Source organism: Chromobacterium sp. Ag138 (genome assembly GCF_055181315.1).
Genome location: NZ_JBUPWA010000001.1, coordinates 1,640,437 through 1,667,198 on the forward strand (window position 1 = coordinate 1,640,437; position 26,762 = coordinate 1,667,198).

Sequence of the window (26,762 nt, forward strand, 5' to 3'; positions counted from 1 at the left end):
TGTAGAAAAAGCCGCATCGAGCGGCTTTTTCTACATGGGCTCCGGAAAGCGCTTACTCCCCGAAACCACAGAACACTTCGCGCATCATCCTGAGCACGTCCAGCGTGCGAATGTCGCCCACCCGGTAGTAGACCCGGTTGGCGTCCTTGCGCGTGCGCAAAACGCCCTTGTCCCGCATAATGGCCAAGTGCTGGGAAATATTGCTCTGGGAAGTGCCGACCTGCTCGACGATGTCTTGCACGCTCACCTCCCTGTCTTCCAGCACCGATATGATCTTCAGACGCAGCGGATGCGACATGGCCTTCATCGCCCGCGATGTCTGTTCGATCTGGTCGTCGTTGAACAGCAAAGCTTTTCTCCTAATGTAGCCTGACATTTTTTTGATTTGACTGCGGTACAATAGTATCCACAAAACCAGATACTATCAAGGTTTTCTAATATTCTGAATGCGAATGCCATGAAATCCATCAAGCCAGTGTTGTTATTGATCCTCGACGGTTTCGGCCACCGCACGGAAGGCGATGACAATGCCATCCTGCACGCCAGAATGCCGGTATGGAACCGCTTACGCGAACAGTACGCATACGGAACAATAAACGCCTCGGAAAACTTCGTCGGCCTGCCTTCCGGCCAGTTCGGCAACTCCGAGGTCGGCCACCTGAACATCGGCGCCGGCCGCATCGTCCAGCAGGACATCAGCCGCATCGACTGCGACATCGAGGATGGCCGCTTCGCCGACAATGACACGCTGCAGCAAGCCATGAGCAAAGCTCAAGGCTCGGCCCTGCATATCCTGGGCCTGCTGTCCGATGGCGGCGTTCACAGCCACGAGAACCACATCCACGCGCTGATCCGCGCCGCCCAGGCCGCCGGCGTGCCCAAGATCTATGTCCACGCCTTCCTCGACGGCCGCGACACGCCGCCGCGCAGCGCGAAAACCTATCTGGAACGGCTGGACGCCGTGCTGGCCGAGTGCCCGAACGCGCGCCTGGCCTCCGTCACCGGCCGCTACTGGGCGATGGACCGCGACAAGCGCTGGGAGCGCGTCGAGCCCGCCTATCGCCTGCTGGTGGACGGCGAAGGCCTGTTCCACGCCGAAACCGGCCTGGAGGCGCTGGCCGCCGCCTACGCCCGCGACGAGAACGACGAGTTCGTCAAAGCCACCGCCATCGGCGCGCCGGTGAAAATGCAGGACGGCGACGCGCTGATCTTCATGAACTTCCGCGCCGACCGCGCCCGGCAGCTGACCACCGCGCTGACCGACCCGGCCTTCGACGGCTTCAAGGCGCGTCAGCCCAAGTTCGGCTGCTACGCCACCCTGACTTCCTACGGCGAGGCTTACTCGGCGCTGCCGACCGCCTACGCGCCGCAGAAGATCCACAACGGCATGGGCGAATACCTGTCGTCGCAGGGCCTGAAACAGCTGCGGATCGCCGAAACCGAGAAATACCCGCACGTCACCTACTTCTTCAACGGCGGCGAGGAGCAGGTCTATCCGGGCGAGGACCGCATCCTGGTGCCGTCGCCCAAGGTGGCCACCTATGACCTGCAGCCGGAAATGAGCGCCGGCGAAGTCACCGACAAGATCGTCGCGGCGATCCAGTCCGGCCAGTACCAGGCCATATTCTGCAATTACGCCAACGGCGACATGGTCGGCCACAGCGGCGTGTTCGATGCCGCGGTCAAGGCGGTGGAGGCGCTGGACGGCTGCATCGAGCGCTGCGTGGACGCGATGCTGGCCGCCGGCGGCGAGGTGCTGATCACCGCCGACCACGGCAACTGCGAGCAGATGTACGACGGCGAGCACCACCAGCCGCACACCCAGCACACCACCAACCAGGTGCCTTTCCTGTATATCGGCCGCCCGGCCAAGATTCGCGCCGGCGGCTCGCTGCGCGACATCTCGCCGTCGCTGCTCAATATGATGGGGCTGGAACAACCGGCGGAGATGACCGGTCAATCGCTGATCGACTTCCAATAATCGCCTCTCGGAGCGGCGGCCATGCTCCGGCATGGCCGCCGTTATTGCCTCAAGCGAAAGAACATCAAGGGCATGAAACCTTACCTGCTGCTGGCCTTGCTGGCCGGCGCCGCCCAAGCGGCCAACACCAATGCCTCCTCCACCAGCCTGTCGGTCGCGCCGCACCAGCAGGACCTGAAAAACGTGCGCAAGGAAATCGACAGCCTGAGGAAGGACCTGGCACAGAAACAGACCGTCCAGAAAGAGGCCCAGTCGGCGATCCAGGAGTCTGAGCAGGCGATCTCCCAGACCAAGCAGGCGCTGGCCACGCTGGAACAGCGCCAGAGCCGGTCGGAACAGCAACTGGCCGAGCTGCGCGGCAAGATCGAGCAAACCCGCGCCAAGCTGGCCGGCACCCGCCAGCGCGTCAGCCAGATGCTGGTGCGCCAGTACAAGAACGGCCGGCATGACGCGATGAAGCTGATGCTGAACGCCGACGATCCGAACCAGAGCGCACGCGACCTCACCTACTACCAGCACATCGCCCGCGCCGAGCAGCAACTGGTCCAGCAACTGCTCGCCCAGCAAAAGCAGCTGGAAACGCTGTCCGCGCAACTGGAACAGGAGCTGGCGCGGCTGAACAATCTGTCCGATCGCAAGTCGCAGGAAAAAAGCGATCTGGAAAAGGACAAGACCCAGCAGGTACAGCAGCTGAACAAGGTGGCCGGCGAGATCAAGCAAGGCCAGAGCAAGCTGACCCAGCTGCAGGAGGATGAGAAGCACCTGGCCAACGTGATCGCTCAGATCAACCGCGAAATCCAGCGCCGCAAGGCGGAAGCCGCGCGCAAGGCCGCCGAGGCGCGCAAGGCCAAGCTGGCCGCCGCCCGCGAAGCCGCGCGCAAGGAAAACGAGCGCCGCCGCAAGCTGGCCGAGCAAGCCAAGAAACAGGGCAAGCCGGTGCCGGAAGAGGCGAAGAAGCCGGTGATCGTCAAGGAAGAGCCGGCGCAGAAGGTGGACGAGGTCGCCGACGACAGCGCCTCCGGCCGCGCCTTCGCCAGCCTGCAGGGCAAGATGAAGATGCCGGTGGCCGGCCAGATCGGCGGCGCCTACGGCAAGCCGCGCAAGGAAGGCACCACCTGGAAGGGCGTGTTCATCCGCGCCGCCGCCGGCCAGCCGGTGCGCAGCGTCGCCGACGGCACCGTCGTCTATGCCGACGAGTTGCGCGGATTCGGCAAGGCGGTGATCATAGACCATGGCGGCAATTACATGACGGTGTACACCAATCTGTCCGCCATCGCCAAATCGTCCGGCGGCAGCGTCAAGGCCGGGGAAACACTCGGCAACACTGGATCGCTGGACAACGGGGAATCCGGACTGTACTTTGAAATCCGGCACCTGGGCCGCACCCTCAACCCGCAAGCCTGGACACGCTAAGGTGCCGGACACGGAGAATCAGCAAAGCATGAGCAGCCAAAAAATGAAGAAAATCGCATGGTTGGTGGCAGGCGCCATGGCCGGTGGCGTACTGACCCTCAGCATGCAGGCCCTGGCCGACAAGGAAGCCTCGCCGCTGCCGCTGAACGAACTGCGCACCTTCGCCGAGGTGTTCAGCGTGATCAAGCAAAGCTACGTCGAGCCGGTGACGGACAAGAAGCTGATCGACGAAGCCATCAAGGGCATGCTGACCGGCCTGGATCCGCATTCCGACTACATGGACGCCGAGGAATTCAAGGAGCTGCGCGAAGGCACGCAGGGCGAATTCGGCGGCCTGGGCATCGAAATCGGCGCCGAAGACGGCCTAGTCAAGGTGGTGTCCCCGATAGAGGACACGCCCGCGCAGAAGGCCGGCATCAAGAGCGGCGACCTGATCATCAAGATCGACGACACGCCGGTGCGCGGCCTGTCGCTGAACGACGCGGTGAAGAAGATGCGCGGCAAGCCGGGCAGCAAGGTCACGCTGACCATCGCCCGCAAGAACGAAGCCAAGCCGCTGGTGTTCACGCTGGCGCGCGCGGTGATCAAGACCAAGAGCGTCAAGTACAAGATGCTGGAATCGGGCTACGGCTACGTGCGCATCGCCCAGTTCCAGGAACATACCGCGGAAGACCTGGCCGCCAGCCTGCAGAAGCTGTATCAGGAAAACAAGCAGCCGCTGAAGGGGCTGGTGCTCGACCTGCGCGACGACCCGGGCGGCCTGCTGAACGGCGCCGTCGGCGTCGCCGCCGCCTTCCTGCCCAAGGACAAGCTGGTGGTCTACACCGAGGGGCGCACGCCGGACGCCAAGATGCGCCTGACCGCCACCTTGCAGAACTACGCCCGCCAGAACGGCAGCGACCCGCTGGCCAAGCTGCCGGTGGCGGTGCGCAGCGTGCCGCTGGCCGTGCTGGTCAACGGCGGCTCCGCCTCGGCGTCGGAAATCGTCGCAGGCGCGCTGCAGGACCACAAGCGCGCGGTGCTGGTCGGCACGCAGACTTTCGGCAAGGGCTCGGTGCAGTCCATCCTGCCGCTGGGCAGCCAGGGCGGCATCAAGCTGACCACCGCCCGCTACTTCACCCCTAACGGCCGCTCGATCCAGGCCAAGGGCATCACCCCGGACGTGGTGGCCGAGGACGCGACGCTGACCGCCGCCGACCAGGCGCTGCGCGTGCGCGAGGCGGATCTGGAAAACCATCTGGCCAATCCCAACGGCGACGACAAGCCGGCCAAGACGGCCAAACCCGCCGCCAAGCCGGTGCCGCCGCCAGCCCCCGCGCCGGAGAGCAAGGACAAGGAGCCGGCCGCGCCGGACGCCCAGGGCGGACAGCGGATGCCGAATCCGAAGAACGACTACCAGCTGTCGCAAGCGCTGAACGTGCTCAAGGTGCAACAGATCCTGCAGAAAAACGAGAACTGACCCTTCCGGTTCCCGACACGATGCCGCCCGGTCCCGCCGGGCGGCATTTTTCATGCCGCCGCGCTTACTTTCCGAAACACAATGCCGCGGCAATCCTGATATTCTTGATGGTTATCCATCCCTTCCACCGGCCGGAGCCCGCCGCATGCTGACCCGCGAGTTCGTCCACACTTTCCGCGAAGCCGCGCCCTACATCAACGCCTACCGCGGCAAGACCTTCGTGCTGGCCATGGGCGGCGAAAGCCTGCTCGACGGCGACTTCTCCAGCATGGCGCAGGACATCAACCTGCTGGTCAGCCTGGGCGTGCGCATCGTGCTGGTCCACGGCATCCGGCCTCAGATCGAAACCCTGCTGCAGCGCCAAAGCATCGCTCCCCAGTTCCACCTTGGCCGACGCGTCACCGACGCCGCCACCATGGACATCGTCAAGCAGGCGGCCGGCGCCACCCGCCACGATGTGGAGGCGCGGCTGTCGATGGGCATGCCCCACTCGCCGATGCACGGCTCCCAGCTACGGGTGGCCGGCGGCAATTTCGTCACCGCGCAGCCGCTGGGCGTGCTGGACGGCATGGACATGCAATACACCGGCCAGGTGCGGCGGGTGGACGCCGCCGCCATCCGCCTGCGCCTGGACGCCGGCGAGCTGGTGCTGCTGACCCCGGTAGGCTATTCGCTGACCGGCGAAAGCTTCAATCTGACCATGGAGGAGCTGGCCGCCCACGCCGCCATCGCGCTGAAAGCGGAAAAGCTGATCTACGTGGTCGAGGGCCGCGGCGTCGTCGAGCACGACGGCCAGCTGGTCAGCTCGCTGACCGCCCATCAGGCAGAAGAGATGCTGCAATCGGGCAGCCTGCCCGATGACGTCGCCACCTACCTGCCCTACTGCATCCGCGCCACCCGCGACGGCATCCCCCGCGCCCACTTGGTCAGCCGCCATCAGGACGGCGCGCTGCTGCTGGAGCACTTCACCCGCGGCGGCAACGGCACCATGATCGCCCGCGACCCGCTGGTGCGGGTGCGCAACGCCAGCATCGAGGACGTCGGCGACATCCTGGGCCTGATCCGGCCGCTGGAGGAGCAAGGCATCCTGGTGCGGCGCAGCCGCGAGCGGCTGGAAGTGGAGATCGGCGAATACTCGGTGCTGGAGCACGACGGCAAGATCTACGGCTGCGTGGCGATGCACCCGTTCCCGGAGGCCGAGACCGCCGAGCTGGCCTGCCTCGCCGTATCGCAGGAGAAACGCGACGGCGGCTTCGGCGAAATGCTGCTCAAGCATGTCGAATACCAGGCGCGCACCCGCGGCCTGCAGTCGCTGTTCGTGCTGACCACCCAGACCTCACACTGGTTCGTCGAGCGCGGCTTCGCCGAGGCCGACAAGAGCTCGCTGCCGCTGGCCCGCCAGCAGTTTTACAATTACCAGCGCCGTTCCAAGGTATTCGTAAAGAAGCTGTAACAATTAACGGCGATGATGCCGCCACGGTTGGAACGACGCGGGCTCTGTGACACAATAGCCTGTTGTTTCAATCCGATTTCAAGCAAGGATTTCAAGCGATGAGCCGAACCGTTAACTGCATCAAGCTGGGCCGCGAAGCCGAGGGCCTCGACTTTCCCCCGCTGCCGGGCGAACTGGGCAAGCGCGTTTACGAAAGCGTGTCCAAGGAAGCTTGGCAAGGCTGGCTGCGCTACCAGACCATGCTGATCAACGAGAACCGTCTCAGCCTGGCCGACGCCCGCGCTCGCCAGTATCTGGCCAGCCAGCTGGACGCCTACTTCTTCGGCCAGGGCGCCGACGCGCCGGCGGGCTACACGCCGCCGCAGAACTAAAGCCGTGAACAAGCCCTCCAAGCGAGGGCTTTATTGTTTCCGATCACCGTTATTTTGGCTCGCTACCGTATGTCACAACCGCAAGACCTGCTGCTGAACCGTGAACTGGGACTGATAGAATTCAACCGCCGGGTGCTGGCCCAGGCGGAAGACCCGGACCTGCCGCTGCTGGAGCGCCTGAAGTTCCTCTGCATCGTCTCCTCCAATCTCGACGAATTCTTCGAGGTCCGCGTCGCCTGGCTACAGGACGCGGCCCACGCCACGCCGGACCGCATCCTGGCCGATGGCTCCACGCCGGAGCAGGCGCTGGTCAAGGTGGCCCGCGCCAGCCACCAGCTGGTGCGCGATCAATACGCGGTGATGAGCGAAGTGCTGTTCCCGGCGCTGCGGGAGCAAGGCATCGTCTTCCTGCGCCGCAGCGAATGGACCGAGCAGCAGCAAGAATGGGTGAAAAACTATTTCTTCCGCGAGCTGATGCCCATCCTGACGCCGATCGGGCTCGATCCGTCCCACCCCTTCCCCAAGGTGCTGAACAAGTCGCTGAACTTCGCGGTGGAGCTGGAAGGCCGCGACGCCTTCGGCCGCGCGTCCGGCACCGCCATCGTGCAGGCGCCGCGCATCCTGCCGCGGGTGATCAAGCTGCCGGCCGACGCCTGCGAAGGCCGCCCGCATTGCTTCGTCTTCCTGTCATCCATCCTGCACTCGCACGTGCACGAGCTGTTCCCAGGCATGACGGTCAAGGGCTGCTACCAGTTCCGCGTCACCCGCGACAGCGAGCTGTCGGTCGACGACGACGACTTCAAGAACCTGCGCACCGCGCTGCAGGGCGAATTGCGGCAGCGCCAGTTCGGCGACGCGGTGCGGCTGGAGATCGCCGACACCTGCCCGCAGCACATGGAATCCTTCCTGCTGACCCAGTTCAATCTGCAGCCGCGCGACGTCTACCGCGTCAACGGCCCGGTGAACCTGGTGCGGCTGATGCAGGTGCCCGACCTGGTGGACCGCGCCGATCTCAAGTTCGCGCCCTTCACGCCCACGCTGCCCGCCAACCTGCAGAAGAAGTCGAAGTCTTCGCTGTTCGACGTCATCCGCAAGAGCGACGTGCTGCTGCACCATCCGTACCAGAGCTTCCAGCCGGTGATCGACTTCCTGACCCAGGCGGCGACCGATCCGCACGTGGTGGCGATCAAGATGACGGTGTACCGCACCGGCACCGACTCGGTGCTGATGGAGTCGCTGATCGCCGCCGCCCGCGCCGGCAAGCAGGTGACGGTGGTGGTGGAGCTGATGGCCCGCTTCGACGAGGAGGCCAACATCGGCTGGGCCAGCCGGCTGGAAGACGCCGGCGCCCACGTCGTGTACGGCGTCATCGGCTACAAGGTGCACGCCAAGATGCTGATGGTGGTGCGCCGCGAAGGCCCCGGCCTGCACCGTTACGTGCACCTGGGCACCGGCAACTACCACCCGCGCACCGCGCGGCTGTACACCGACTTCGGCCTGCTGACCTGCAACGAGGAAATCGCCAGCGACGTCAACGACATCTTCATCCAGCTGACCGGCCTGGGCCGCGCCGGCAGCCTGAAGCGGCTGTATCAAAGCCCGTTCACGCTGCACAGCATGATCATGGAGGCGATCCAGCGCGAAACCGAGCACGCGCAAGCCGGCAAGCCGGCGCAGATCATCGCCAAGATGAACTCGCTGCTCGAGCCGCAGGTGATCCACGCGCTGTACCGCGCCAGCCAGGCCGGCGTGAAGGTGCAGCTGATCGTCCGCGGCGTGTGCGCGCTGCGCCCCGGCGTGCCCGGCCTGTCGGACAACATCTCGGTCCGCTCCATCGTCGGCCGCTTCCTCGAACATCCGCGCATCTTCTATTTCTACAACGACCACAAGGAAGACCTGCTGATGTCCAGCGCCGACTGGATGAGCCGCAACTTCTTCCGCCGCATCGAGACCTGCGCGCCGATCCTGGACAGCAAGCTCAAGCGCCGCATCATCAAGGAGGCGCTGCGCCTGTATCTGGAAGACAACGTCAACAGCTGGGAAATGCTGCCCGACGGCGGCTACAAGCGCCGCTCCAGCCGCGGCAAGCCGCACTGCGCGCAGCGCGAGCTGCTGGCCTCCTACACCGGCAACCCCGAGGCGGAGTAAGCGCATGGAAATACTCGGCTATATCGCGGCCGCACTGATGGTGCTGGCCGGCCTCGCCGGCACCATCCTGCCCGCCATTCCCGGCCTGCCGCTGATGTTCGGCGGCCTGTTGCTGGCCTCCTGGCTGGACGGCTTCAACCACCTCGGCGCCGTCAGCCTCACCGTGCTCGCGGTGCTGGCCGCGCTGGGCCTGCTGATAGACTTCGTCGCCGGACTGCTCGGCGCCAAGGCCACCGGCGCCAGCCGCCAGGCGCTGTGGGGCGCCTTCATCGGCAGCTTGGTCGGCATGTTCTTCGGCATCGCCGGCGTCATTCTCGGCCCGCTGGTCGGCGCCGTCATCGGGGAGTTCATCGCCCGCAAGGACGCCTTCCAGGCCGGCAAGGTCGGCGTCGGCACCTTCATCGGCTTCATCGTCGGCGCGGTGGCCAAGGTGGCCTGCGCCTTCGCGATGCTGGCCACCGCCGCGCTGGCGCTGGCGCTGTAAGCTCCCCTGGCCAAGCGGATGGCCGGCGCGGCCATCCCGGCACCGGGGACGAATATTTTGCTATGCTGCTGCGATCGAGAGCCCCCTCTTCAGCCGAGGACATCCGCCATGGCACTGCAGCATCTGATCTACGTCAGCACCGCCCGCCGGGAGCTGAACAACGCGGAACTGGAAACGCTGCTTGAATCCTGCGTGCGCCATAACCTGCGCAACGACATCAGCGGCGTGCTGCTGTATGGCCCCGGCAACTTCATCCAGGTGCTGGAAGGCGAAGCCGAGGCGGTCGCGGAAACCTACCAGCGCATTCTGGACGATCCCCGCCACTACAATCTGATAGAAATCCTGCTCGAGGATATCGAGCGGCGCAGCTTCGCCAACTGGCGCATGGGCTTCACCCGGCTGGACGACGACGCCATCCGCAATCAGCCTGGCTTCATCGACGTCTACGGCCCGGATTTCCTGCCCCAGCGCCTGGCGGAGCGCCCGACGCTGGCGATGAACATCCTGCTGAGCTTCCGCGCAAATTGCCGCTGACCGCCGTCCCGGCCCGCCGGCGCGCATCCAGACCGCTGGACCCGAGAGGATTTCGTTATAATCGCCGATTAGTCCCATCCAACCAATGTGAACGCACTCATGGCCCAATACGTGATGTCGATGCTCCGCGTGAGCAAGATCGTCCCGCCCAAGCGGCAAATCATCAAGGATATTTCCCTCAGTTTCTTCCCCGGCGCCAAGATCGGCCTCTTGGGCCTGAACGGCGCGGGCAAATCCACCGTGCTGCGCATCATGGCCAACGTGGACAAGGAATACGACGGCGAGGTGCAGCACCTGGCCGGCGTCAAGATCGGCTACCTGGAACAAGAGCCGAAGCTGGACAATGACAAGACCGTGCGCGAGGAAGTGGAAAGCGGCATGGGCGACGTGATGGGCGCGCAAAAGCGCCTGGAGGAAGTGTACGCCGCCTACGCCGAACCGGACGCGGACTTCGACGCGCTGGCCGAAGAGCAGGCCAAGCTGGAAGCCATCATCTCCGCCGGCGCCGGCGACAACGTGGCCCTGCAGCTGGAGCTGGCCGCCGACGCGCTGCGCCTGCCGCCATGGGACGCCAAGATCGGCCCGCTGTCCGGCGGCGAGAAGCGCCGCGTGGCGCTGTGCAAGCTCTTGCTGTCCAAGCCGGACATGCTGCTGCTGGACGAGCCGACCAACCACCTGGACGCCGAGTCAGTGGAGTGGCTGGAGCAGTTCCTGGTGCGCTTCCCCGGCACCGTGGTGGCCGTCACCCACGATCGCTACTTCCTCGACAACGCCGCCGAATGGATCCTGGAGCTGGACCGCGGCGAAGGCATTCCGTGGAAGGGCAACTATTCGTCCTGGCTGGAGCAAAAGGAAGCGCGCCTGGCGCAGGAAGCCAAGAGCGAAGGCGCCCGCATGAAGGCGATGAAGCAGGAGCTGGAATGGGTGCGCCAGAACCCCAAGGGCCGCCAGGCCAAGTCCAAGGCGCGTATCGCCCGCTTCGAGGAACTGTCCAGCTTTGAAACCCAAAAGCGCAACGAGACCCAGGAAATCTTCATCCCGGTGGCCGAGCGCCTGGGCAACGAGGTGATCGAGTTCGACGGCGTGTCCAAGGGCTTCGGCGACCGCCTGCTGATCGACAATCTAAGCTTCAAGGCCCCGCCGGGCGCCATCGTCGGCATCATCGGCCCCAACGGCGCCGGCAAGTCGACGCTGTTCAAGATGATCGCCGGCAAGGAACAGCCGGACAGCGGCGAAGTGAAGATCGGCCAGACCGTGCAGATGGCCTTCGTCGAACAGAGCCGCGAAGGCCTGGACGGCGACAAGACCGTGTTCGAGGACGTGGCCGCCGGCGCCGACATCCTCACCGTCGGCCGCTTCGAGATGTCCAGCCGCGCCTACTTGGGCCGCTTCAACTTCAAGGGCGCCGACCAGCAGAAGAAGGTAGGCATGCTGTCCGGCGGCGAGCGCGGCCGCCTGCACCTGGCCAAGACCCTGCTGAAGGGCGGCAACGTGCTGCTGCTTGACGAACCGTCGAACGACCTCGACGTGGAAACCCTGCGCGCGCTGGAAGACGCGCTGCTGGAATACGCCGGCACCGTGTTCGTGATTTCCCACGACCGCTGGTTCCTGGACCGCATCGCCACCCACATTCTGGCGGCGGAAGGCGAATCGCAATGGACCTTCTTCGACGGCAACTATCAGGAATACGAAGCCGACAAGAAGAAACGCCTGGGCGAAGAAGGCGCCAAGCCCAAGCGCATCCGCTACAAGCCGATCAGCCGCTGATCCGCCGCGCGCCGCCAAGCCCCCGTCCGCGGGGGCTTTTTGCCGTCCTCAGTCCAGATAGCGGGCCACGATGCGGGCGCTGGCGCCCTCGTCGCGCAGTTGCTTGAGCGCGGCGCCCAGCTTTTGCGCCACGTCTTCCGGCATATTCCGGCTGCAGGCCAGGTAGATGCCGGTGCTCTGCAATTTCAGGGCCTCGCGTATCGGCACGCCGCCGCTGCCCTGCTTCTTCACCATGTAGCGCGCCACCGGACTGTGCACCGCCCAAGCTGCGGCCACGCCGCTGCTGAGCTCGCGGTAGGCGTCCTCGGTAGTCGGCAGCTCGGAAAACGCCACCTGATGCTGCCGCAGCCAGTCCACCATCGACGAGCCGAGCAGCGCCACCACGCGCAAGCCCTTCAGATCCGCCACGCCGCGAAGCTGCAGCTTGCTGCCGGCCGCCACGAACAGCGATTGGCTGCTTTCGTCGATCAGCCCCACCCAGCGGTAGGTATCTTCGCGCTTGGGCGAGCGGGTCAGCGGCAGCAGGCAGCCGTTTCCCTCAGCCTGCACCTGCATCTGCGCCCGCTTCCAGGGCAGATCGACATATTGCGCGCGCACTCCGCTGCGCGCCAGCGCCTGCGCCAACAGCTCGACGGCGATGCCACGGGGAGGACGGTCGGCGCCTTCCCGGATCACGAAGGGCGGGTAATCTACGGTATACAAGTTGATCGATGGCTCCGCCCGGCAAAGGGAACCTATCCAGCACAAGCCAAGCCAAAACCATTTCCTCATCGCCAAGCCCCGTTCGACCGCGCGCCAGGACCATAGTCCGGACGGCGGACAGTGATAGAATCCCAAACCATGTCCTTGCGTACTCTTATTCTTTGTAGCAGCTTATTGCTGGCAGCCTGCGCCACGCCCAACTCGCCGGCGCCGGCGGGCTATTACCGCGTGCAGCCGGGCGACACGCTGTACCGCATCGCCCGCCAGAACAAGCAGAGCGTCGCCAACCTGGCGCGCTGGAACCAGCTCGCAGACCGCTCCAGCATCCAGGCCGGACAGCTGCTGCGGGTTCAGCCTCCCGCCGGCGCGGCCAAGCCGGCGCCATCCGGCGCAGGCAAGCCCTCGGCATCGAAGCCGGCGGAAGCCAGGCCGGCGCCGCCGCCGGCGAAGCTGGACGTCAAGCTGCAATGGCCGGCCGATGGCGCGGTGATCTCCGGCTTCGACGGCAACCGCAACAAGGGGCTGGATCTGGCAGGCAAGGCAGGCGACCCGGTGCGCGCCGCCGCCGCCGGCAAAGTGGTGTACGCCGGCAAGGGCATACGCGCCTACGGCAATCTGCTGATCGTCAAGCACAATGAAAACACGCTGACGGTCTATGCCCACAACCAGAAGCTGCTGGCGCAGGAAGGCCAGCAGGTGAGCGCCGGCCAGCAGATCGCCACCATGGGCGACTCCGGCGCCAGCCGGGTGATGCTGCACTTCGAGCTGCGGCTGGGCACCCGGGTGGTGGATCCGGCCGCCTACCTGCCCCCTCGCTGACCGCCCGCGCGGGCCAAGCGCCAATGGCCCGCCCGGCTTCGCTTGCCCGCGGCGGCGGCATGGCCTAAGCTCGCCGCTGTCGCACCCTTGCTCCAAATACAATGAGAACATTCAGCCTGATGCTGTTGTGCGCGCTGCTGGCCGCTTGCGCCGGCACGCGCCCTCTTCCATCCTCCGCGCCGGCGCCCTTGTCCGAAACCGCGCCGCCCGCCGCCGAGCCTCCCCCCCAAGCGCCAGCCGTCGAACCGCCTCCCGCCGCGCCCGCGACGCCGCCTCCGGCCAATCCGTCCAAGCCGCAGCCGGCCTCGCGCGCCTTCATCGCCGCCGCCGTGCCAAGCAACGCGCGCGACCGCCAGGGCTGGATCGCCGACATCGACGGCGCATTCCGCCATCTGCAGATCCCCGCCACCGCCGACCATGCCTGCGCGCTGGCGGCGGTGATCGAGCAGGAGTCCAGCTGGCAGGCCGATCCGGTGGTGCCGGGCCTGCCCAAGATCGTCTGGGGCAAGATCGAGGAACGCGCCCACCGCTACCTGGTGCCGCTGACCGTGGTGAAGGGCGCGCTGCTGAAGACCTCGCCCAATGGCCAGAGCTACAAGACGCGGATAGACAATCTGCGCACCGAGCGCGAGATGAACCTGCTGTACGAGGACATGTCGCGCGAAGCGCAGAAGCTGGGCCTGCCGCTGGACATGAAGAATCCGATACGCACCGGGGGCCCGATGCAGGTCAGCGTGGAGTTCGCCGAGGGCCACGCCAGGGTCTGGCCCTATCCCTATCCGGTGCAGGGCAGCATACGCCACGAGGTGTTCAGCCGCCGCGGCGGCGTCTATTTCGGCGCGGCCATCCTGCTGCAGTATCCGGCCCCTTACCAGGACATGCTGTACCGCTTCGCCGACTTCAACGCCGGCCGCTACAGCAGCCGCAACGCCGCCTTCCAGGCCGCGCTGTCCCAGCTTTCAGGCCGCAAGCTGGCGCTGGACGGTGACTTGTTGAACTACCAAGGCAAGGCCGCCTCCGGCAGCCAGCAGGCGGCTCTGTCGCTGTCCGGCCGGCTGGGCATGGGCGACGCCGCCATCCAGCGCGACCTGCGGCTGGAAAAGACCGCCGGCTTCGGGCAAACCCCGCTTTACCGGCAGGTGTTCGCCCAGGCGGACAGGCAGGCCGGCCGCGCGCTGCCGCGCGAGCGGATGCCGCAGATCGACCTGAAAAGCCCCAAGATCAGCCGCAAGCTGACCACGGAATGGTTCGCCAAACGGGTGGACGGCCGCTACCGCCAATGCCTGGCCCGCGCGGCCGGCGCGCGCTGATGCGCAAGCGCTGACGTCGTCATATAATGCCCACGCAACGGCCGGTCCTTCCGGCCGTTCATACATTCAAAAAAATAGCGGCGACCCCGCACTTGCTCAGGTTAACCCCATGCGTTCCACTTTTTCCTATTTTCGCGGCTCGCTGCTCTTCGGCATTGTCGTGCTGGCCGCCGTCGCCTGGTACGGCCACGCGCGCGGCGGCATCGAGCAGGCCGGCGCCTTCCTGCTGACCGCCGCGGTGCTGGCGGTGCTGGAAACCAGCGTCTCCTTCGACAACGCGGTGGTCAACGCCACCGTGCTCAAGGCGATGAGCCATCGCTGGCGGCGGATCTTCATGACTGTCGGCATCGCGGTGGCCGTGTTCGGCATGCGCGTGCTGTTCCCGCTGCTGATCGTCTCCACCGCCGGCGGCGTGTCGCTGGCCGAGGCCTTCGCAGTGGCCACCGAGCAGCCGGAGCGCTACCAGCAGATCATGCACGACAGCCACCTGATGATCATGGGCTTCGGCGCCACCTTCCTGCTGATGGTGGTGATCGAATATTTCGTCAAGCACGAGAAGGACGAGCACTGGCTGCCCGGCATCGAGCCGCTGCTGGCCAAGCTGGGCAGCGTGGAGAATGCCCAGTCTCTGGTGACCATCGTCGCGGTGGCCGCCATCGCCGCGCTGCTGCCGGCCGGCCAACGGATGGCTTTCATCAGCAGCTGCTTCTGGGGCTATGTGGCGTTCATGGTGCTGCACATGTTCAAGCAGCTGTTCGGCGGCGTCGACATCCAGACCGCCGCGGCCAAAAACGGCCTGATCGGCTTCGTCTACCTGGAAGTACTGGACGCCAGCTTCTCGATGGACGGCGTGATCGCCGCCTTCGCCATCACCAACGATTTCTGGCTGATCGCCGCCGGCCTGGGGATAGGCGCGATGTTCGTGCGCTCGCTGACCCTCTACCTGGTGGAGCGCGACGTGATGGGCCAGTTCAAATACCTGGAAGTTTCGGCGTTCTGGGCGATCGCCGCACTGGTGGCCATCATGTTCGCCGCCGCCCTGCGCGTGGAGCTGGGCGAAGTGGCCACCGGTCTGATCAGCGTCGCCATCATCGGCTTGGGCGTGCTGACCAGCCTGCCTTCGCGCAACAAGCGCTGAGCCGCTGAGGCGGACAGGAAAAAGGCCGGGGCTTCCCCCGGCCTTTTTCCATCCCGACCCGGCGCCCCGCGCGGGGCAACCTGGTCAGGCAGAAGTGCTCAGCAAAGCGCCGACGCCGGCATTGGCACCGGGCTGATTCTGCTGCAGATCCTTGGCCAGGTTTTGCAGGAAGGCCTGCAACGAAGACGACTGCCCAGACTGCCCCGCGGTCAGCCCCAGCGCCTGCTGCAAGCTCTGGAACGCGGACTGGATGCCCGAGGTGGCGTTGTTTTGCGTGCCGTTGGCGAAGTCTTTCAGCAGTTGCTGCAAATTGTTCTGCAAGCCGCCGTATCCCTCGGTCACCTGATCCTGCCCGCTGCTGTCCGCGCCGTCGCTGCTGGCAGAGGCTCCGCCAGAAGCGGACGCCCCCTCCTGCTGCAAGGCCTGGAACAAGGAATGCATGAAGGTATGTATCGCCTGCTGGCTACCGCCGGCCGCGCCCGCAGCGCCCTCGCTGCCGCTGTCGGATGCTCCGCTGCCATCGCTGGAGGCGCTGGCCGGCGCCTGCTGCAGCAAGCCCGACTGCTGCAAGGCCTGCAGCACGCTCTGCGCGAACTGGCCGCCGCCTCCCCGGTGATGATGGCCGCCGCCCTGGACGGCGCCGCCGCCCGCCGACTGTCCCGAATCCGAAGAGAAGCTTTCCTGTATGTCCACTTGCGTGTACTGCAAAGAAATGGAGCTATTGCCGAGAGAACTAACTGACATGACGCTCTCCTTCCAAGGAAGAACCGGATGGTCCACGCCCAGCCTGCGCTGATATCGGTATATCGGCATCCAGGCCGACGCACAGCATCAAAGTGCAAATCTTTGTTAATTAAAGGAAAACATAAAGATATCCATTGCGAAAGCTTGATCCGCATCGCTCCCGCCACCGCCAAACTCAGACAGAAGTATTGACCAGAGAACCCAAGGCTCCCGACGTGTTCAGCGGACTGTTTTGCAGGGTGACCAGATTTTGCAGGAAGTCATGCAATGAGCCCTGCCGCGACATGGAGGTGGCGGCCGAGCCGCCCAGCGAATGCTGCAGATCGCGAAACGCGGCAGCCAGGTTCTGCGTGGCGCTGCTCTGCACGCCGTTGCCGACATCCTGCAGCAGCTTCTGCAGGTTGTCCTGAAACGCGCCATACCCGTCGGATGGCGAGCCCAGCCCTCCGCCGGAATCGCCGCTGGAAAAACTCTCGGCCTGCACCGCCTGGTATACCGCGTGGACAAAAGTATGAAGCGCCTGCTGGGCCGCGCCGGCCAGGGTTTCACCGGATGCCCCGCCTACCGCGCCGGGCCCGGACTCTCCCGCGGCGCTCGAGGCCGACACCTTGATCCCGCTCATTTGCAAAGCGAGCATGACGCTTTGGCCGAAGCCGCCGCCAGATTGGCCGTCCCTGGCAGAAGCGCCAACGGTCGGGGACGCATCAGCGCCATTTTGGGCCAGCGGAGGGGACAGCGGATTGATCGCAGGCGCGTAGCCAATGGACGAGAAGGGGTTGCTGATGGCGCTGATGGACATGGCACTCTCCTCTCAACCAGTGCCATGCCCTCGTTCCGGCCGACAAAGCCGCGCCGCCATCCGGAAATAGGAAGCACCAGTATATTATAAATGATGAATACATATACCTTGCTTCACTATAAACACAGGATGGTAGGCAGGCCGCCTCAACCCGGTCAGTTAAGTATTGCTACTTAATCCCTGCGCCTCGATCAAATCCGCGCCAGCAATGCCAGCGCCGCCAGCGTGCCCGCTGCCGCCACCCCGTAGGTCAGCGCCTTGGCCAGCGGGCCGCCATGGACGCCAACATCGTGCAGGCTGTGGTAAATGCGGTGCGCCGCATGCCACAGCAGCAGACTGATCAGCCCCCACAGCACAGCCTTGCCGATCAGGTTCTGCGCCAACGCCAGCATGCCCTGGTAACTGGCCGCCCTGGCCGGCAGCCAGCCCAGCGGCGCGGCGAAACCGGTGAGCAAAACCAGCATCGGCCCGAACAGCGCCGCCAGCATGCCGCCGGCGCCGAACAAGCCCCAGAAAATGGGCGCATGGGAACGTTTCAATTGCCGGTTTTTCATTGCGAAATCCCCCACACCACGCCCAGCAAGGCCAGACTGGCCAGCAAAGCGGCGGCGAAACCGCCGGCGGTGATGGCCGCCGAGGACACCCGCTTGCCGCCGACAATCACCGGCGGCAAAGTGCGCGGCATGATCTTGAACCAGGTGTAGCCGTGATAGCCGATCATCGCGAGCAGGATCAGGTGGAACAGCAGCGCCGGCGGGCTTTGCAACGCCGCGACGAAGCCGTGCCACGCCGCCTCGCCCTGGCTCAGCCGCCACAAGCCAAACAGCAACACGAAGGCGTAGGCGGCGACGAACAGCGCCGTGCCCTCGTGGACCATGTACTCAATGAAGTAAGGGTTCTGCTTCCACCAGCCGTCCATGGGCCGGACATAAGGCTTGCGCTTGCTCATTTGCAACCTCCCTTGGGACGGACGAAGCGCAGGAAATAATCCTTGGCCACCGCCGTCTTGTTCAGGTTCACCGCATTGGCCGGGTCCACCGCCTTGGGACAGACTTCCGAGCAGTAGCCCACCGCAGTGCAGTTGAACACGCCCTCCTGCGCCGCCAGCAGCGCCATGCGCCGCTCGGACGCGCCGTCGCGGCTGTCCTGGTTGTAGCGGTGCAAGAGCGCGATGGCGCCTGGGCCGAGGAAGTCAGAGTTCAGGCCGTATTGCGGACAGGCGGCGTAGCACAGCAGGCAGTTGATGCAGCCGCTGAACTGGGCGTACCAATCCATCTGCGCCGGCGTCTGTTGGTACTCGCCCTCGGACAGCGGCTTGTCTTCCTTGGGCACGATGTAGGGCGTGATGCTTTCGAGTTTCTCGATGAAGTCGTCCAGCACCACCACCAGATCGCGCTCGATCGGGAAGTGGTTCAGGGCCTCTATCCTCACTTTGCCCGGGTAGTCGCGCAGGAAGGTCTTGCAGGCGAGCTTAGGCACGCCGTCCACCATCATGCCGCAGCTGCCGCAGATGGCCTGGCGGCACGACCATCTGAACGCCAGGCTGCCGTCCAGATAATCGCGGATGTGTTGCAAGCCCTGCAGCACCGACATGTCGTCGCTGTACGGCACCTCGAAGCTTTGCAGCCACGGCTCCTTGTCCTGCTCGGGCCGATAGCGCATCACCTCGATCTTGATCGTCTGGTCCGTCATGCCCGCTCTCCTTTTTCCGCGGCTTCGCCCGCCGCGCCGTAAGCGCGCACGCCGGGCTGGGAGGCGGTGATCCTCACTGCGCCGTATTCGATGCGCGGCGCGGCGTCCGGCTGATAAACCGCCAAGCTATGCTTGAGGAAGTTGGCGTCGTCGCGTTGCTCGTAGCCGTCCAGCCGCTGGTGGGCGCCGCGCGACTCTTTGCGGTTAAGCGCCGAATGCGCCATCGCCTCCGCCACGTCCAGCTGGTAGCCCAGCTCGATGGCCAGCAGCCAGTCGCTGTTCCACACGCTGGACTTGTCTTCCACATTGACGTTGTTAAAGCGCTGCTTGAGTTCGGCCAGCTTGTCGCAGGTGGCGCGCATGCTGTCTTCCATCCGGTAGATGCCGCAACCGGCCTCCATGGTTTCCGCCATTTCGCGCCGCAAATCGGCGATGCGTTCGGCGCCTTGCCTGGCGCGCAGCGCGTGCAGCCGCGCTTCGGCCGCTTCCGCCTGTTTCAGCAACCGCTCGCGGCTGGCCGGCTTGCTGCCGCGGGCGAAACGGGCGGCCTCGACGCCAGCCACCTTGCCGAACACCGACAGCTCGGCCAAAGAGTTGGAGCCCAGCCGGTTGGCGCCGTGGATGCCGACGCTGGAACACTCGCCGGCCGCGTACAGCCCTGGCAGCGGCGCGGCGCAATGGCCATCCACCAGAATGCCGCCCATCGTGTAGTGGACCGCCGGACGCACCGGGATCGGCTCCTTGGCCGGATCGATGCCGAGGAATTCCTCGGCCAGCTCGCAGATTTGCGGCAAGCGCTCGCGCAGCTTGGCGTGGCCCAGATGGCGCAGGTCCAGATACACCACCGAGCCCCACGGCCCCTCCACGGTGCGGCCCTTCTGCTGCTCGTACCAGAAGGCCTGGCTCAGACGGTCGCGCGGGCCCAGCTCCATGAACTTGTTGCGCGGCTTGTCCTCGGCCGGCCCCAGGCCATAGTCCTGCAGATAGCGGTAGCCGTCCTTGTTGACCAGGAGGCCGCCCTCTCCGCGGCAGGCTTCGGTGAACAACAGGCCGGTGCGCGGCATGCAGGTGGGGTGGTATTGCACGAATTCCATGTCCCTGAGCGGCACGCCGTGGCGATAGGCCAGCGCCATGCCGTCGCCGGTGACGATGCCGCCGTTGGTGTTTTCGCGGAACACTCGCCCGGCGCCGCCGGTGGCCATCACCACCGCGCCGGCCTCGATCAGCAGGCTTTCGCCGCTGGCGATCTCGATGGCCAGCACGCCGCGCGCCTGGCCGTCCTCGACGATCAGGTCGGCGCAGAAGTATTCGTCGAAACGCTGGATGTTGGGAAACTGGATGGAGGTCTGGAACAAGGTGTGCAGCATGTGGAAGCCGGTCTTGTCGGCGGCGAACCAGGTGCGTTCTATCTTCATGCCGCCGAAGGCCCGCACATTGACGCTGCCGTCGTCCTTGCGGCTCCATGGACAGCCCCAGTGCTCCAGCTGCACCATTTCCTGCGGACACTGGCGGACGAAATACTCCACCACGTCCTGCTCGCACAGCCAGTCGCCGCCGGCTACCGTGTCGTGGAAATGTGCGTCGAAGCTGTCATGGTCCTGCTTGACCGCCGCCGAGCCGCCCTCGGCCGCCACCGTGTGGCTGCGCATCGGGTACACCTTGGACACCAGCGCGATCTTGAGCCCGGGATCGGCCTGCGCCGCGGCGATCGCCGCCCGCAATCCGGCTCCGCCGGCGCCGACGATCGCGATGTCGGCCTGATAGGTTTTCATCTGCTGCCTCCTGCTGGAATCAAAACGTTTCCAGCAGGCTAGGCGAGGATGAAAGATAAGCCCTAGACCTTGGTCAAGCGACTGCGACACGCGGCCTGGCGGCGCGCCCGCGCCATGACTCCGGTCAACAAGTGGCAAAACAAAACCCGCGCCGGATGGCCGCGGGTTTGGGAGGGAAACCGGGGTGGATCAGATGCGGTAGCTGCTGCCGGTCATCACCTTGGCCGACAGCCTCATCGCCGCCTTCAAGGGCGCCGGCAGCTCGGCGGCCCCCAGCTCATGCGCCATCTCGGCATGCTGCAGCTCGTCGTCACGCATCTGGCTGACGATGGCGCGGCTCCTGGCGTCGTCCTCCGGCAAGGCGCTCAGGTGGCTGTCCAGATGCGCGCCGACCTGGCGCTCGGTTTCCTGCAGAAAGCCCAGGTTCCACTTGTCGCCCAGGACGCCGGCCGCCACGCCCAGCGCCAGCGAGCCGGTATACCACAGCGGGTTGAGCAGGCTGGGGCGGCCGCCGAGTTCGCGGATGCGGCGCTCGGTCCAGGCTAGGTGCTCCACCTCTTCCTGCGCGGCCTGCCTCAGCGCCTCGCGCGCGGACGGATCGCGCGCCGTCAGCGCCTGGCCCTGATACAGGGCCTGCGCGCACACTTCGCCGCAATGGTTGACCCGCATCAGCCCGAGCGCGTGGCGCTTCTCGGCGGCGGAAAGCTCGGCCTCGTCGACGCCCTGGTCCGGATGCGCGCGGGCGCTATGCGCCGGCGCGCACAATGTGCGCAGGCCCTTGTCCAGTTCGGTGATCAGCTTGTCCAGCATCGGCGCGTTCTTCCTCGCGTGAATGGCGTCAAACGGACGATTATACCTCGCGGGCACAGCTCCGGCAGCAGCTGATATAATCGGCCGGTTAAACCCATTTATTACTCAACACGAAGGATTGCGCGCAATGAACCTCGCAAGCATCGGCCCGGGCAAGGACATGCCGGGCGACTTCAACGTCGTCATCGAAATTTCCGCCAACGCCGCTCCGATCAAGTACGAATTCGACAAGGACTGGAACACGCTGGTGGTTGACCGCTTCATGGGCACCTCCATGATGTATCCGGCCAACTACGGCTTCGTGCCGCAAACCCTGGCCGGCGACGGCGATCCGGTCGACGTGCTGGTGGTGACGCCGTTCCCGCTGCCGCCGGGCGTGGTGGTGCGCTGTCGCGCGCTGGGCCTGATCAAGATGGAAGACGACGGCGGCGTGGACGCCAAGCTGGTCGCCGTTCCGGTCGAAAAGCTGTGCCCGATGTACAAATCCATCCAGAAACTGGAAGACCTGCCGGAACTGCTGCGCGCGCAGATGGTGCACTTCTTCGAGCACTACAAAGATCTGGAAAAGGGCAAATGGGTCAAGATCCAGGGCTGGGGCACGCTGGAAGACGCCAAGACCGAGCTGGTCGAAGGCATCGAGCGCTTCGGCAAGTAAGCCGTTCCCCGCGGAACAAACCGGCCTCATGGCCGGTTTTTTTATCGCCCGACGGATGCTGCATTGCACAACATTCATCTTCCACGGGATAATGGTTTGCCGTGGCCCGTGTTATCTGCCACGCTTCCCATGCAACCTCGCTTCATGGTGGTCCGTGGTATCCGAATGATGGCCGTTTCCTACCGCATCGGGGGACAAGCCCCCCATCTTCCCTGGTTCTTGCGCCGCCTCGCCGCGCAAGGACTGGCGGCTGCGCCGGAAGGCGATCAATCCGGCCGGCTGCCCGCCGACTGGGCGGGCCTGGAGTTCGCCGACTGCTGGCTGGATCTGGGCCGCGATGGCGACCAGGCGCTGGCGCAGCGCGCCGCCCGCTGCCGCGATGCCGGTCTTTCCTTCGTGGAGCTGGCCGGCTGCTGGGCGCCGGCAGGCGCCGAATTCGGCTTCATCCTGCTGGTGGGCGACCCGCCGCTCCCTGACAGCGCCGCCCGCCTGGCGCTCGACGCGCTGGCGCCCCAACCCGGCTGCTGGCTGTCCAGCGGCCCCGTGCACAGCGCGCGCTTCTGCCAACGCGCCTTCGACGGCCTGATGCATGCCGGGCTCGCCTCCATATCCGAACCAGACAGCCAGCCGCGCACGCTGGAATGGGAAACGATATTGCAAAAGCAGTGGGCGCTGGCGGGCAAGCTGCGCGAATTGGCGGAAGCCTATCTGGCCGAACGCGTCGGCCTGCTACCGCCCTACTCCGACCCTCTCCCCGAGACCGCAGTCCATTACGCCTCCAACCTGGCCAGGACCATCCTGCTGGCGCTGCCGAACGGCAGCGACTGGGCCGAGTTGCAAGATAAACTCGCCGCCCACGGGCAAAACCGGGACCACGCCCGGAAATGAAAAACCCGCCGCGGCATGCCGTCGGCGGGAGGGACTTGACCAGAGCGCGGAATCAGACGGCGCTAGTGGTGGTCTTCTTGCTGCTGCGGGAAACGGCGGCGCTGGCGGCCTTCGCGGAATTGGTGGCGGCTTCCACGCCGGCTTCGGCGATTTCCGCGCCCACTTTCTTCGCGGTCTTGGACACGCTCTCAAACGCGGCGGTAGAGGTGTTCAGCAGCGTCTTCAGCGCGGCGACGGCGATGTCGGAGCCTGCCGGCGCGTTCTTGGACAGGCGATCCAGGCCGGATTGCAGCGCCTTGCTGTTTTCGGCGATCTGCTCTTCGACGAAGCTGCTCAGCTCGTTCTGGGTGGTCAGCGCGGCGTCGTAGACGTTGCGGGCGGCCGAGAAGGCCTGGTCCAGCGCCGGCTGCGCCAGGCTGGTCTGCAGTTCGCCCAGCGCCTTGGCGTCCTTCACTTCGCTCAGCGCCTTGAAGGTCTCGGCATTGTCGTTCAGCAGCTTGCGGGACAGGTCCAGCTGCAGGCTGGCGAAACGCTCGGCGCCGGCCAGGACGATGGAGGACAGACGAACGGCCTTGTCGAACTGCGACTGGCCGAGGGCGGAGAGTTCCTGCGTAGTGGTAAACATGTGATCGGCTCCTAGTATGTCGGATAGACAACGACTCGGTACGGCAGCGACAACACCGCTGTTCCGCGAATGCTGCATTGCAACAATTCCACTTTAACGCCGGACAACTCGCCCAGTCAAGAATTTGACGCAACGCACAATACACTAAATGGCTATTTCGCCACGGTTTTATCACGCGATTATTCCATATTCATGACAAGGCAACACCTGTCCGCCGAGGCAAGACTCCATCGCGGAATTTTCGCGCCGCAACAGCCATGGCCGCATCCCGGACCAAACGCCGGCCCGCCCCTGTCTGGCCTCCGCCACGACATCGCCCGCCAGAGGATCGCCGCCATTGAAAGGCCGCGCCCAAGCCAGTACACTCGCGCCATAGAAGAAATCTATCTACCAAAATTAAAGCTAGCCCAATGAGCCCCGTGGCCAACGCCTTCGACATTAAATCCGCCAGCCTGGACTTGCTGGCGCTCTTGCTGCGCACCGACAACCTGGACGAACTGAGCCAGGCGCTGGACGCGCGTTTCGGCGACACCAGCGACGCCCCCGCCGAGGCCTTCGTCCTCGACGTGGAGGCGCTGCCCAACCCGGCCGAGCTGGACTTGGGCCGCCTGCTGCCTCTGCTCAGCCGCCGCGGCATCCGCGCGGTGGCGCTGCGCCATCCGGACAACGCGCTGGCCGCCATGGCCAGCCGTTTCGGCCTCGCCTTCGCCAACAGCGCCGCCCAGCCGCGCTCGGCGCAGGCCGCCGCGGAACCGGCGGCCAAGCCGGCCGTCGAAACAGTTGCGCCGCCCGCCGCCGCGACCATGATCGTCGACCGCCCGGTGCGCGCCGGCCAGCAGATCTACGCCAAGGGCGGTGATCTGGTGGTGCTGGCGATGGTCAGCGCCGGCGCCGAAGTCATCGCCGACGGCAACATACACGTTTATGCACCTTTGCGCGGCCGCGCCCTGGCAGGCGCGCGCGGCAACCACGCCGCCCGCATCTTCGCCCGCAGCATGGAAGCCGAACTAGTGTCCATCGCCGGCGTGTACCGCACGATCGAGCAGGCCTTGCCGGACAGCATTCTGGGCAAGCCCACCCAAATCTATCTTGAGAACGAGCGGCTGGTGATGACCGCGCTCGGCGAGTAACACATCCAAAGGAAAGCCCCGTGGCAAAAATCATCGTTGTGACATCCGGCAAGGGTGGCGTAGGCAAAACCACCACCAGCGCGAGCTTCGCCTCCGGCCTGGCACTGCGCGGCCACAAGACTGCCGTGATCGACTTCGACGTCGGCCTGCGCAACCTGGACCTGATCATGGGTTGCGAACGCCGCGTGGTGTACGACCTGATCAACGTGGTCAACGGCGAGTCCACCCTGAACCAGACGCTGATCAAGGACAAGCACTGCGACAACCTCTACATCCTCCCCGCCTCGCAAACCCGCGACAAGGACGCGCTGACGCTGGAGGGCGTGGAAAAAGTGCTGAAGGAGCTGGAAGAAGCCGGCTTCGACTACATCGTCTGCGACTCCCCGGCCGGCATCGAGAAGGGCGCGCTGATGTCGCTCTACTTCGCCGACGAGGCGCTGATCGTCACCAACCCGGAAGTGTCGTCGGTGCGCGACTCCGATCGCATCCTCGGCATCCTGTCGTCCAAATCCAAGCGCGCCGAGGAAGGCCGCGAGCCGGTCAAGGAGCACCTGCTGATCACCCGCTATTCGCCGGGCCGCGTCGACAAGGGCGAGATGCTGTCGGTCGACGACGTGAAGGAGATCCTGCGCGTGCCGCTGATCGGCGTCATTCCCGAGTCGCAAAGCGTGCTGCAGGCGTCCAACTCCGGCACCCCCGCCATCCACCTGAAAGGCAGCGACGTGGCCGAAGCCTACGGCGACGTGATCTCGCGCTTCCTGGGCGAAGAACGCCCGATGCGCTTCCTGGATACCCCCAAGGTGGGCATCCTCAAGCGCCTGTTCGGAGGTTAAGCCATGTCATTGATCGATATGATTTTCGGCAAGCGCCAGAAATCCGCCGCCATCGCCCGCGAACGCCTGCAGATCATCCTCGCGCACGAGCGCAACGGCCGCCACGCGCCCGACTACCTCCCCGCGCTGCAGCGCGAGCTGATGGAAGTGATCTCCAAGTACGTGTCCGTCAACCTGGAAGACATCAAGGTGCAGGTGGAGCGCCAGGACGACTACGAAGTCCTGGAGGTCAACATCGTGCTGCCGGAACACCAACGCTAAGCCATGACGCTGACCGAACTGCGCTATATCGTGGCGGTGGCGCGCGAGCGCCACTTCGGCCGCGCGGCCCAGAGCTGCTTCGTCAGCCAGCCGACGCTGTCGATCGCCATCAAGAAGCTGGAAGACGAGCTGGGCATCACCCTGTTTGAACGCGGCGGCCAGGAAGTGGCCGTCACCGAAATAGGCGAACGCATCATCGAGCAGTCCCAGCGCGTGCTGGAAGAGGCCGAGGCAGTCAAGCGCCTGGCCGGCGAGCACCAGAACGAGCTGGCCGGACCGCTGAAGCTGGGCGTGATCTTCACGATCAGCCCCTATCTGCTGCCCAAGCTAATTCCGGCGCTGCGCATCCTGGCGCCCGACATGCCGCTGATCCTGGAGGAGAACTACACCTCCCGGCTGGCGGAAATGCTCAAGCGCGGCGAGGTCGACGCCATCATCGTCGCCGATCCTTTCGAGGAAACCGGCATCGAAGCCTGGCCGCTGTACGACGAGCCCTTCGTCGTCGCCACGCCCAAAGGCCATCCCTGGGAAAAGCAGCAGGTCATCGACCCCTGCCAGCTGGCCGAGGAAAGCGTGTTGCTGCTGACCCAGGGCAATTGCTTCCGCGACCAAGTTCTGCAAACCTGCAGCGAACTGTCCAGCCGGCAGAACCACGGCAACAACCTGGCCAGCGCGCTGCAGGGCAGCTCGCTGAACACCATACGCCACATGGTGGCCAGCGGCATGGGCGTCACCGTGATGCCGGCCACCTCGGTCGGCGCCGGCGACGAATCGCTGCTGTCCATCGTCCCCTTCGACGCGCCGGCTCCACAGCGCCGCGTGCTGCTGGTGACCCGCAAGCAGTTCTTCCGCAAGAAGGCGATAGAGACGCTGCGGCAGGCGGTGTTCCGCTCCGGCCTGCCCGACGTGGTGATGCTGGAAGGCGAGCCCAAGCTGGCTTGAGCCCGCCATTGCCGTTGCCCGATGACCCGCCC

The 26,762-nt window shown here is 65.3% G+C and carries 28 protein-coding genes; 18 read left to right on the plus strand and 10 right to left on the minus strand.

What is annotated here, in order from left to right; translation table 11 throughout:
* Nucleotides 1-52: 52 nt before the first annotated feature.
* On the minus strand, nt 53-349 hold the full coding sequence (locus tag ACY3GB_RS07315) for an ArsR/SmtB family transcription factor (protein WP_021475094.1): 297 nt from the start codon (nt 347-349) through the stop codon (nt 53-55).
* A 108-nt stretch (nt 350-457) separates the two neighbouring features.
* Here ACY3GB_RS07315 and gpmI point away from each other — a divergent pair, with 108 nt between their 5' ends.
* The 9 genes from gpmI to ettA all read left to right on the plus strand — a co-directional run bounded on the left by gpmI (nt 458) and on the right by ettA (nt 11,610).
* Complete coding sequence (gpmI, locus tag ACY3GB_RS07320) at nt 458-1,981, plus strand: 2,3-bisphosphoglycerate-independent phosphoglycerate mutase (protein ID WP_463088175.1); 1,524 nt, start codon at nt 458-460, stop codon at nt 1,979-1,981.
* A 72-nt stretch (nt 1,982-2,053) separates the two neighbouring features.
* Complete coding sequence (locus ACY3GB_RS07325) at nt 2,054-3,394, plus strand: murein hydrolase activator EnvC family protein (RefSeq protein ID WP_463088176.1); 1,341 nt, start codon at nt 2,054-2,056, stop codon at nt 3,392-3,394.
* Between the two features lie 43 nt (nt 3,395-3,437).
* A complete protein-coding gene (locus ACY3GB_RS07330; protein WP_463088177.1) occupies nt 3,438-4,853 on the plus strand; it encodes a S41 family peptidase in 1,416 nt (471 codons plus the stop codon).
* A 145-nt stretch (nt 4,854-4,998) separates the two neighbouring features.
* Nucleotides 4,999-6,306: an amino-acid N-acetyltransferase gene (gene argA, locus ACY3GB_RS07335; RefSeq protein WP_463088178.1), complete on the plus strand. Its 1,308-nt coding sequence runs from the start codon at nt 4,999-5,001 to the stop codon at nt 6,304-6,306.
* A 98-nt stretch (nt 6,307-6,404) separates the two neighbouring features.
* Entirely contained in the window at nt 6,405-6,677 is a 273-nt protein-coding gene (locus ACY3GB_RS07340; RefSeq protein WP_021475089.1) for an oxidative damage protection protein, read from the plus strand.
* Nucleotides 6,678-6,746: 69 nt separating this feature from the next.
* Nucleotides 6,747-8,825, plus strand: a complete 2,079-nt coding sequence (gene ppk1 / locus ACY3GB_RS07345; protein WP_463088179.1) for a polyphosphate kinase 1 — start codon at nt 6,747-6,749, stop codon at nt 8,823-8,825.
* A gap of 4 nt (nt 8,826-8,829) precedes the next feature.
* Entirely contained in the window at nt 8,830-9,309 is a 480-nt protein-coding gene (locus tag ACY3GB_RS07350; protein WP_463088180.1) for a DUF456 domain-containing protein, read from the plus strand.
* A 108-nt stretch (nt 9,310-9,417) separates the two neighbouring features.
* The gene (locus ACY3GB_RS07355) at nt 9,418-9,843 is read left to right on the plus strand and encodes a BLUF domain-containing protein (protein WP_463088181.1); all 426 of its coding nucleotides are present in this window, start codon (nt 9,418-9,420) and stop codon (nt 9,841-9,843) included.
* 99 nt (nt 9,844-9,942) lie between these two features.
* Complete coding sequence (ettA, locus tag ACY3GB_RS07360) at nt 9,943-11,610, plus strand: energy-dependent translational throttle protein EttA (protein WP_463090922.1); 1,668 nt, start codon at nt 9,943-9,945, stop codon at nt 11,608-11,610.
* Nucleotides 11,611-11,658: 48 nt separating this feature from the next.
* Here the strand turns inward: ettA and ACY3GB_RS07365 are convergent, their stop codons facing one another.
* Nucleotides 11,659-12,312: a substrate-binding periplasmic protein gene (locus ACY3GB_RS07365; protein WP_463088182.1), complete on the minus strand. Its 654-nt coding sequence runs from the start codon at nt 12,310-12,312 to the stop codon at nt 11,659-11,661.
* Between the two features lie 174 nt (nt 12,313-12,486).
* Between ACY3GB_RS07365 and ACY3GB_RS07370 the strand changes: the two genes are divergently transcribed.
* The 3 genes from ACY3GB_RS07370 (at nt 12,487) to ACY3GB_RS07380 (ending at nt 15,579) form a co-directional block, all read left to right on the plus strand.
* Nucleotides 12,487-13,131 carry a M23 family metallopeptidase gene (locus ACY3GB_RS07370; protein ID WP_463088183.1) on the plus strand — a complete coding sequence of 215 codons (645 nt, stop codon included), beginning with the start codon at nt 12,487-12,489 and terminating at the stop codon, nt 13,129-13,131.
* Between the two features lie 101 nt (nt 13,132-13,232).
* The gene (locus tag ACY3GB_RS07375; protein WP_463088184.1) at nt 13,233-14,441 is read left to right on the plus strand and encodes a DUF1615 domain-containing protein; all 1,209 of its coding nucleotides are present in this window, start codon (nt 13,233-13,235) and stop codon (nt 14,439-14,441) included.
* Nucleotides 14,442-14,550: 109 nt separating this feature from the next.
* Nucleotides 14,551-15,579 carry a DUF475 domain-containing protein gene (locus ACY3GB_RS07380; RefSeq protein ID WP_463088185.1) on the plus strand — a complete coding sequence of 343 codons (1,029 nt, stop codon included), beginning with the start codon at nt 14,551-14,553 and terminating at the stop codon, nt 15,577-15,579.
* A gap of 84 nt (nt 15,580-15,663) precedes the next feature.
* Here the strand turns inward: ACY3GB_RS07380 and ACY3GB_RS07385 are convergent, their stop codons facing one another.
* The 7 genes from ACY3GB_RS07385 to coq7 form a co-directional block, all read right to left on the minus strand.
* Complete coding sequence (locus ACY3GB_RS07385; protein WP_463088186.1) at nt 15,664-16,323, minus strand: hypothetical protein; 660 nt, start codon at nt 16,321-16,323, stop codon at nt 15,664-15,666.
* A gap of 175 nt (nt 16,324-16,498) precedes the next feature.
* Nucleotides 16,499-17,122: a hypothetical protein gene (locus ACY3GB_RS07390; protein ID WP_463088187.1), complete on the minus strand. Its 624-nt coding sequence runs from the start codon at nt 17,120-17,122 to the stop codon at nt 16,499-16,501.
* 191 nt (nt 17,123-17,313) lie between these two features.
* The gene (gene frdD, locus ACY3GB_RS07395; RefSeq protein ID WP_463088188.1) at nt 17,314-17,676 is read right to left on the minus strand and encodes a fumarate reductase subunit FrdD; all 363 of its coding nucleotides are present in this window, start codon (nt 17,674-17,676) and stop codon (nt 17,314-17,316) included.
* Nucleotides 17,673-18,071, minus strand: coding sequence for a fumarate reductase subunit C (locus ACY3GB_RS07400; protein WP_463088189.1), 399 nt, complete (start codon nt 18,069-18,071; stop codon nt 17,673-17,675). The genes frdD and ACY3GB_RS07400 overlap by 4 nt, the downstream gene beginning before the upstream one ends.
* Nucleotides 18,068-18,814 (minus strand): succinate dehydrogenase/fumarate reductase iron-sulfur subunit, encoded by a 747-nt coding sequence (locus ACY3GB_RS07405; RefSeq protein ID WP_463088190.1) that lies wholly within the window; start codon nt 18,812-18,814, stop codon nt 18,068-18,070. Before ACY3GB_RS07405 ends, ACY3GB_RS07400 begins: the two co-directional genes overlap by 4 nt.
* On the minus strand, nt 18,811-20,586 hold the full coding sequence (frdA, locus tag ACY3GB_RS07410) for a fumarate reductase (quinol) flavoprotein subunit (protein ID WP_463088191.1): 1,776 nt from the start codon (nt 20,584-20,586) through the stop codon (nt 18,811-18,813). Before frdA ends, ACY3GB_RS07405 begins: the two co-directional genes overlap by 4 nt.
* Nucleotides 20,587-20,775: 189 nt before the next feature.
* A complete protein-coding gene (gene coq7, locus ACY3GB_RS07415) occupies nt 20,776-21,396 on the minus strand; it encodes a 2-polyprenyl-3-methyl-6-methoxy-1,4-benzoquinone monooxygenase (RefSeq protein WP_463088192.1) in 621 nt (206 codons plus the stop codon).
* Between the two features lie 127 nt (nt 21,397-21,523).
* Here coq7 and ppa point away from each other — a divergent pair, with 127 nt between their 5' ends.
* Together ppa and ACY3GB_RS07425 are read left to right on the plus strand one after the other, a co-directional pair.
* Nucleotides 21,524-22,051, plus strand: coding sequence for an inorganic diphosphatase (ppa, locus tag ACY3GB_RS07420; RefSeq protein WP_463088193.1), 528 nt, complete (start codon nt 21,524-21,526; stop codon nt 22,049-22,051).
* A 165-nt stretch (nt 22,052-22,216) separates the two neighbouring features.
* A complete protein-coding gene (locus tag ACY3GB_RS07425) occupies nt 22,217-22,939 on the plus strand; it encodes a hypothetical protein (protein WP_463088194.1) in 723 nt (240 codons plus the stop codon).
* Between the two features lie 52 nt (nt 22,940-22,991).
* Here ACY3GB_RS07425 and ACY3GB_RS07430 read toward each other — a convergent pair whose 3' ends face one another.
* Nucleotides 22,992-23,564 (minus strand): phasin family protein, encoded by a 573-nt coding sequence (locus ACY3GB_RS07430; protein ID WP_463088195.1) that lies wholly within the window; start codon nt 23,562-23,564, stop codon nt 22,992-22,994.
* A gap of 410 nt (nt 23,565-23,974) precedes the next feature.
* Between ACY3GB_RS07430 and minC the strand changes: the two genes are divergently transcribed.
* Genes minC through ACY3GB_RS07450 form a run of 4 tightly spaced genes read left to right on the plus strand, consistent with a single transcriptional unit; the run spans nt 23,975 to nt 26,730 of the window.
* Entirely contained in the window at nt 23,975-24,694 is a 720-nt protein-coding gene (gene minC / locus ACY3GB_RS07435; RefSeq protein WP_231161896.1) for a septum site-determining protein MinC, read from the plus strand.
* Between the two features lie 20 nt (nt 24,695-24,714).
* Nucleotides 24,715-25,527, plus strand: a complete 813-nt coding sequence (minD, locus tag ACY3GB_RS07440; RefSeq protein ID WP_463088196.1) for a septum site-determining protein MinD — start codon at nt 24,715-24,717, stop codon at nt 25,525-25,527.
* A 3-nt stretch (nt 25,528-25,530) separates the two neighbouring features.
* The gene (gene minE, locus ACY3GB_RS07445; protein ID WP_011136924.1) at nt 25,531-25,788 is read left to right on the plus strand and encodes a cell division topological specificity factor MinE; all 258 of its coding nucleotides are present in this window, start codon (nt 25,531-25,533) and stop codon (nt 25,786-25,788) included.
* Between the two features lie 3 nt (nt 25,789-25,791).
* Nucleotides 25,792-26,730 carry a LysR substrate-binding domain-containing protein gene (locus ACY3GB_RS07450; RefSeq protein ID WP_021478630.1) on the plus strand — a complete coding sequence of 313 codons (939 nt, stop codon included), beginning with the start codon at nt 25,792-25,794 and terminating at the stop codon, nt 26,728-26,730.
* Nucleotides 26,731-26,762: the final 32 nt, after the last annotated feature.

Excerpts from the sequence above, each read along its gene's own strand:
- ppa (WP_463088193.1), top strand. The coding sequence starts at position 21,524 with ATGAACCTCGCAAGCATCGGCCCGGGCAAGGACATGCCGGGCGACTTC.
- coq7 (WP_463088192.1), bottom strand. The coding sequence starts at position 21,396 with ATGCTGGACAAGCTGATCACCGAACTGGACAAGGGCCTGCGCACATTG.
- frdD (WP_463088188.1), bottom strand. The coding sequence starts at position 17,676 with ATGAAAAACCGGCAATTGAAACGTTCCCATGCGCCCATTTTCTGGGGC.
- ACY3GB_RS07400 (WP_463088189.1), bottom strand. The coding sequence starts at position 18,071 with ATGAGCAAGCGCAAGCCTTATGTCCGGCCCATGGACGGCTGGTGGAAG.
- ACY3GB_RS07430 (WP_463088195.1), bottom strand. The coding sequence starts at position 23,564 with ATGTTTACCACTACGCAGGAACTCTCCGCCCTCGGCCAGTCGCAGTTC.
- ACY3GB_RS07425 (WP_463088194.1), top strand. The coding sequence starts at position 22,217 with ATGATGGCCGTTTCCTACCGCATCGGGGGACAAGCCCCCCATCTTCCC.
- ACY3GB_RS07330 (WP_463088177.1), top strand. The coding sequence starts at position 3,438 with ATGAAGAAAATCGCATGGTTGGTGGCAGGCGCCATGGCCGGTGGCGTA.
- ACY3GB_RS07325 (WP_463088176.1), top strand. The coding sequence starts at position 2,054 with ATGAAACCTTACCTGCTGCTGGCCTTGCTGGCCGGCGCCGCCCAAGCG.
- ACY3GB_RS07350 (WP_463088180.1), top strand. The coding sequence starts at position 8,830 with ATGGAAATACTCGGCTATATCGCGGCCGCACTGATGGTGCTGGCCGGC.
- ACY3GB_RS07450 (WP_021478630.1), top strand. The coding sequence starts at position 25,792 with ATGACGCTGACCGAACTGCGCTATATCGTGGCGGTGGCGCGCGAGCGC.
- frdA (WP_463088191.1), bottom strand. The coding sequence starts at position 20,586 with ATGAAAACCTATCAGGCCGACATCGCGATCGTCGGCGCCGGCGGAGCC.
- ACY3GB_RS07355 (WP_463088181.1), top strand. The coding sequence starts at position 9,418 with ATGGCACTGCAGCATCTGATCTACGTCAGCACCGCCCGCCGGGAGCTG.
- ettA (WP_463090922.1), top strand. The coding sequence starts at position 9,943 with ATGGCCCAATACGTGATGTCGATGCTCCGCGTGAGCAAGATCGTCCCG.
- ACY3GB_RS07340 (WP_021475089.1), top strand. The coding sequence starts at position 6,405 with ATGAGCCGAACCGTTAACTGCATCAAGCTGGGCCGCGAAGCCGAGGGC.
- minE (WP_011136924.1), top strand. The coding sequence starts at position 25,531 with ATGTCATTGATCGATATGATTTTCGGCAAGCGCCAGAAATCCGCCGCC.
- minC (WP_231161896.1), top strand. The coding sequence starts at position 23,975 with ATGAGCCCCGTGGCCAACGCCTTCGACATTAAATCCGCCAGCCTGGAC.
- ACY3GB_RS07375 (WP_463088184.1), top strand. The coding sequence starts at position 13,233 with ATGAGAACATTCAGCCTGATGCTGTTGTGCGCGCTGCTGGCCGCTTGC.
- ACY3GB_RS07385 (WP_463088186.1), bottom strand. The coding sequence starts at position 16,323 with ATGTCAGTTAGTTCTCTCGGCAATAGCTCCATTTCTTTGCAGTACACG.
- gpmI (WP_463088175.1), top strand. The coding sequence starts at position 458 with ATGAAATCCATCAAGCCAGTGTTGTTATTGATCCTCGACGGTTTCGGC.
- ACY3GB_RS07380 (WP_463088185.1), top strand. The coding sequence starts at position 14,551 with ATGCGTTCCACTTTTTCCTATTTTCGCGGCTCGCTGCTCTTCGGCATT.
- ppk1 (WP_463088179.1), top strand. The coding sequence starts at position 6,747 with ATGTCACAACCGCAAGACCTGCTGCTGAACCGTGAACTGGGACTGATA.
- ACY3GB_RS07405 (WP_463088190.1), bottom strand. The coding sequence starts at position 18,814 with ATGACGGACCAGACGATCAAGATCGAGGTGATGCGCTATCGGCCCGAG.
- argA (WP_463088178.1), top strand. The coding sequence starts at position 4,999 with ATGCTGACCCGCGAGTTCGTCCACACTTTCCGCGAAGCCGCGCCCTAC.
- ACY3GB_RS07390 (WP_463088187.1), bottom strand. The coding sequence starts at position 17,122 with ATGTCCATCAGCGCCATCAGCAACCCCTTCTCGTCCATTGGCTACGCG.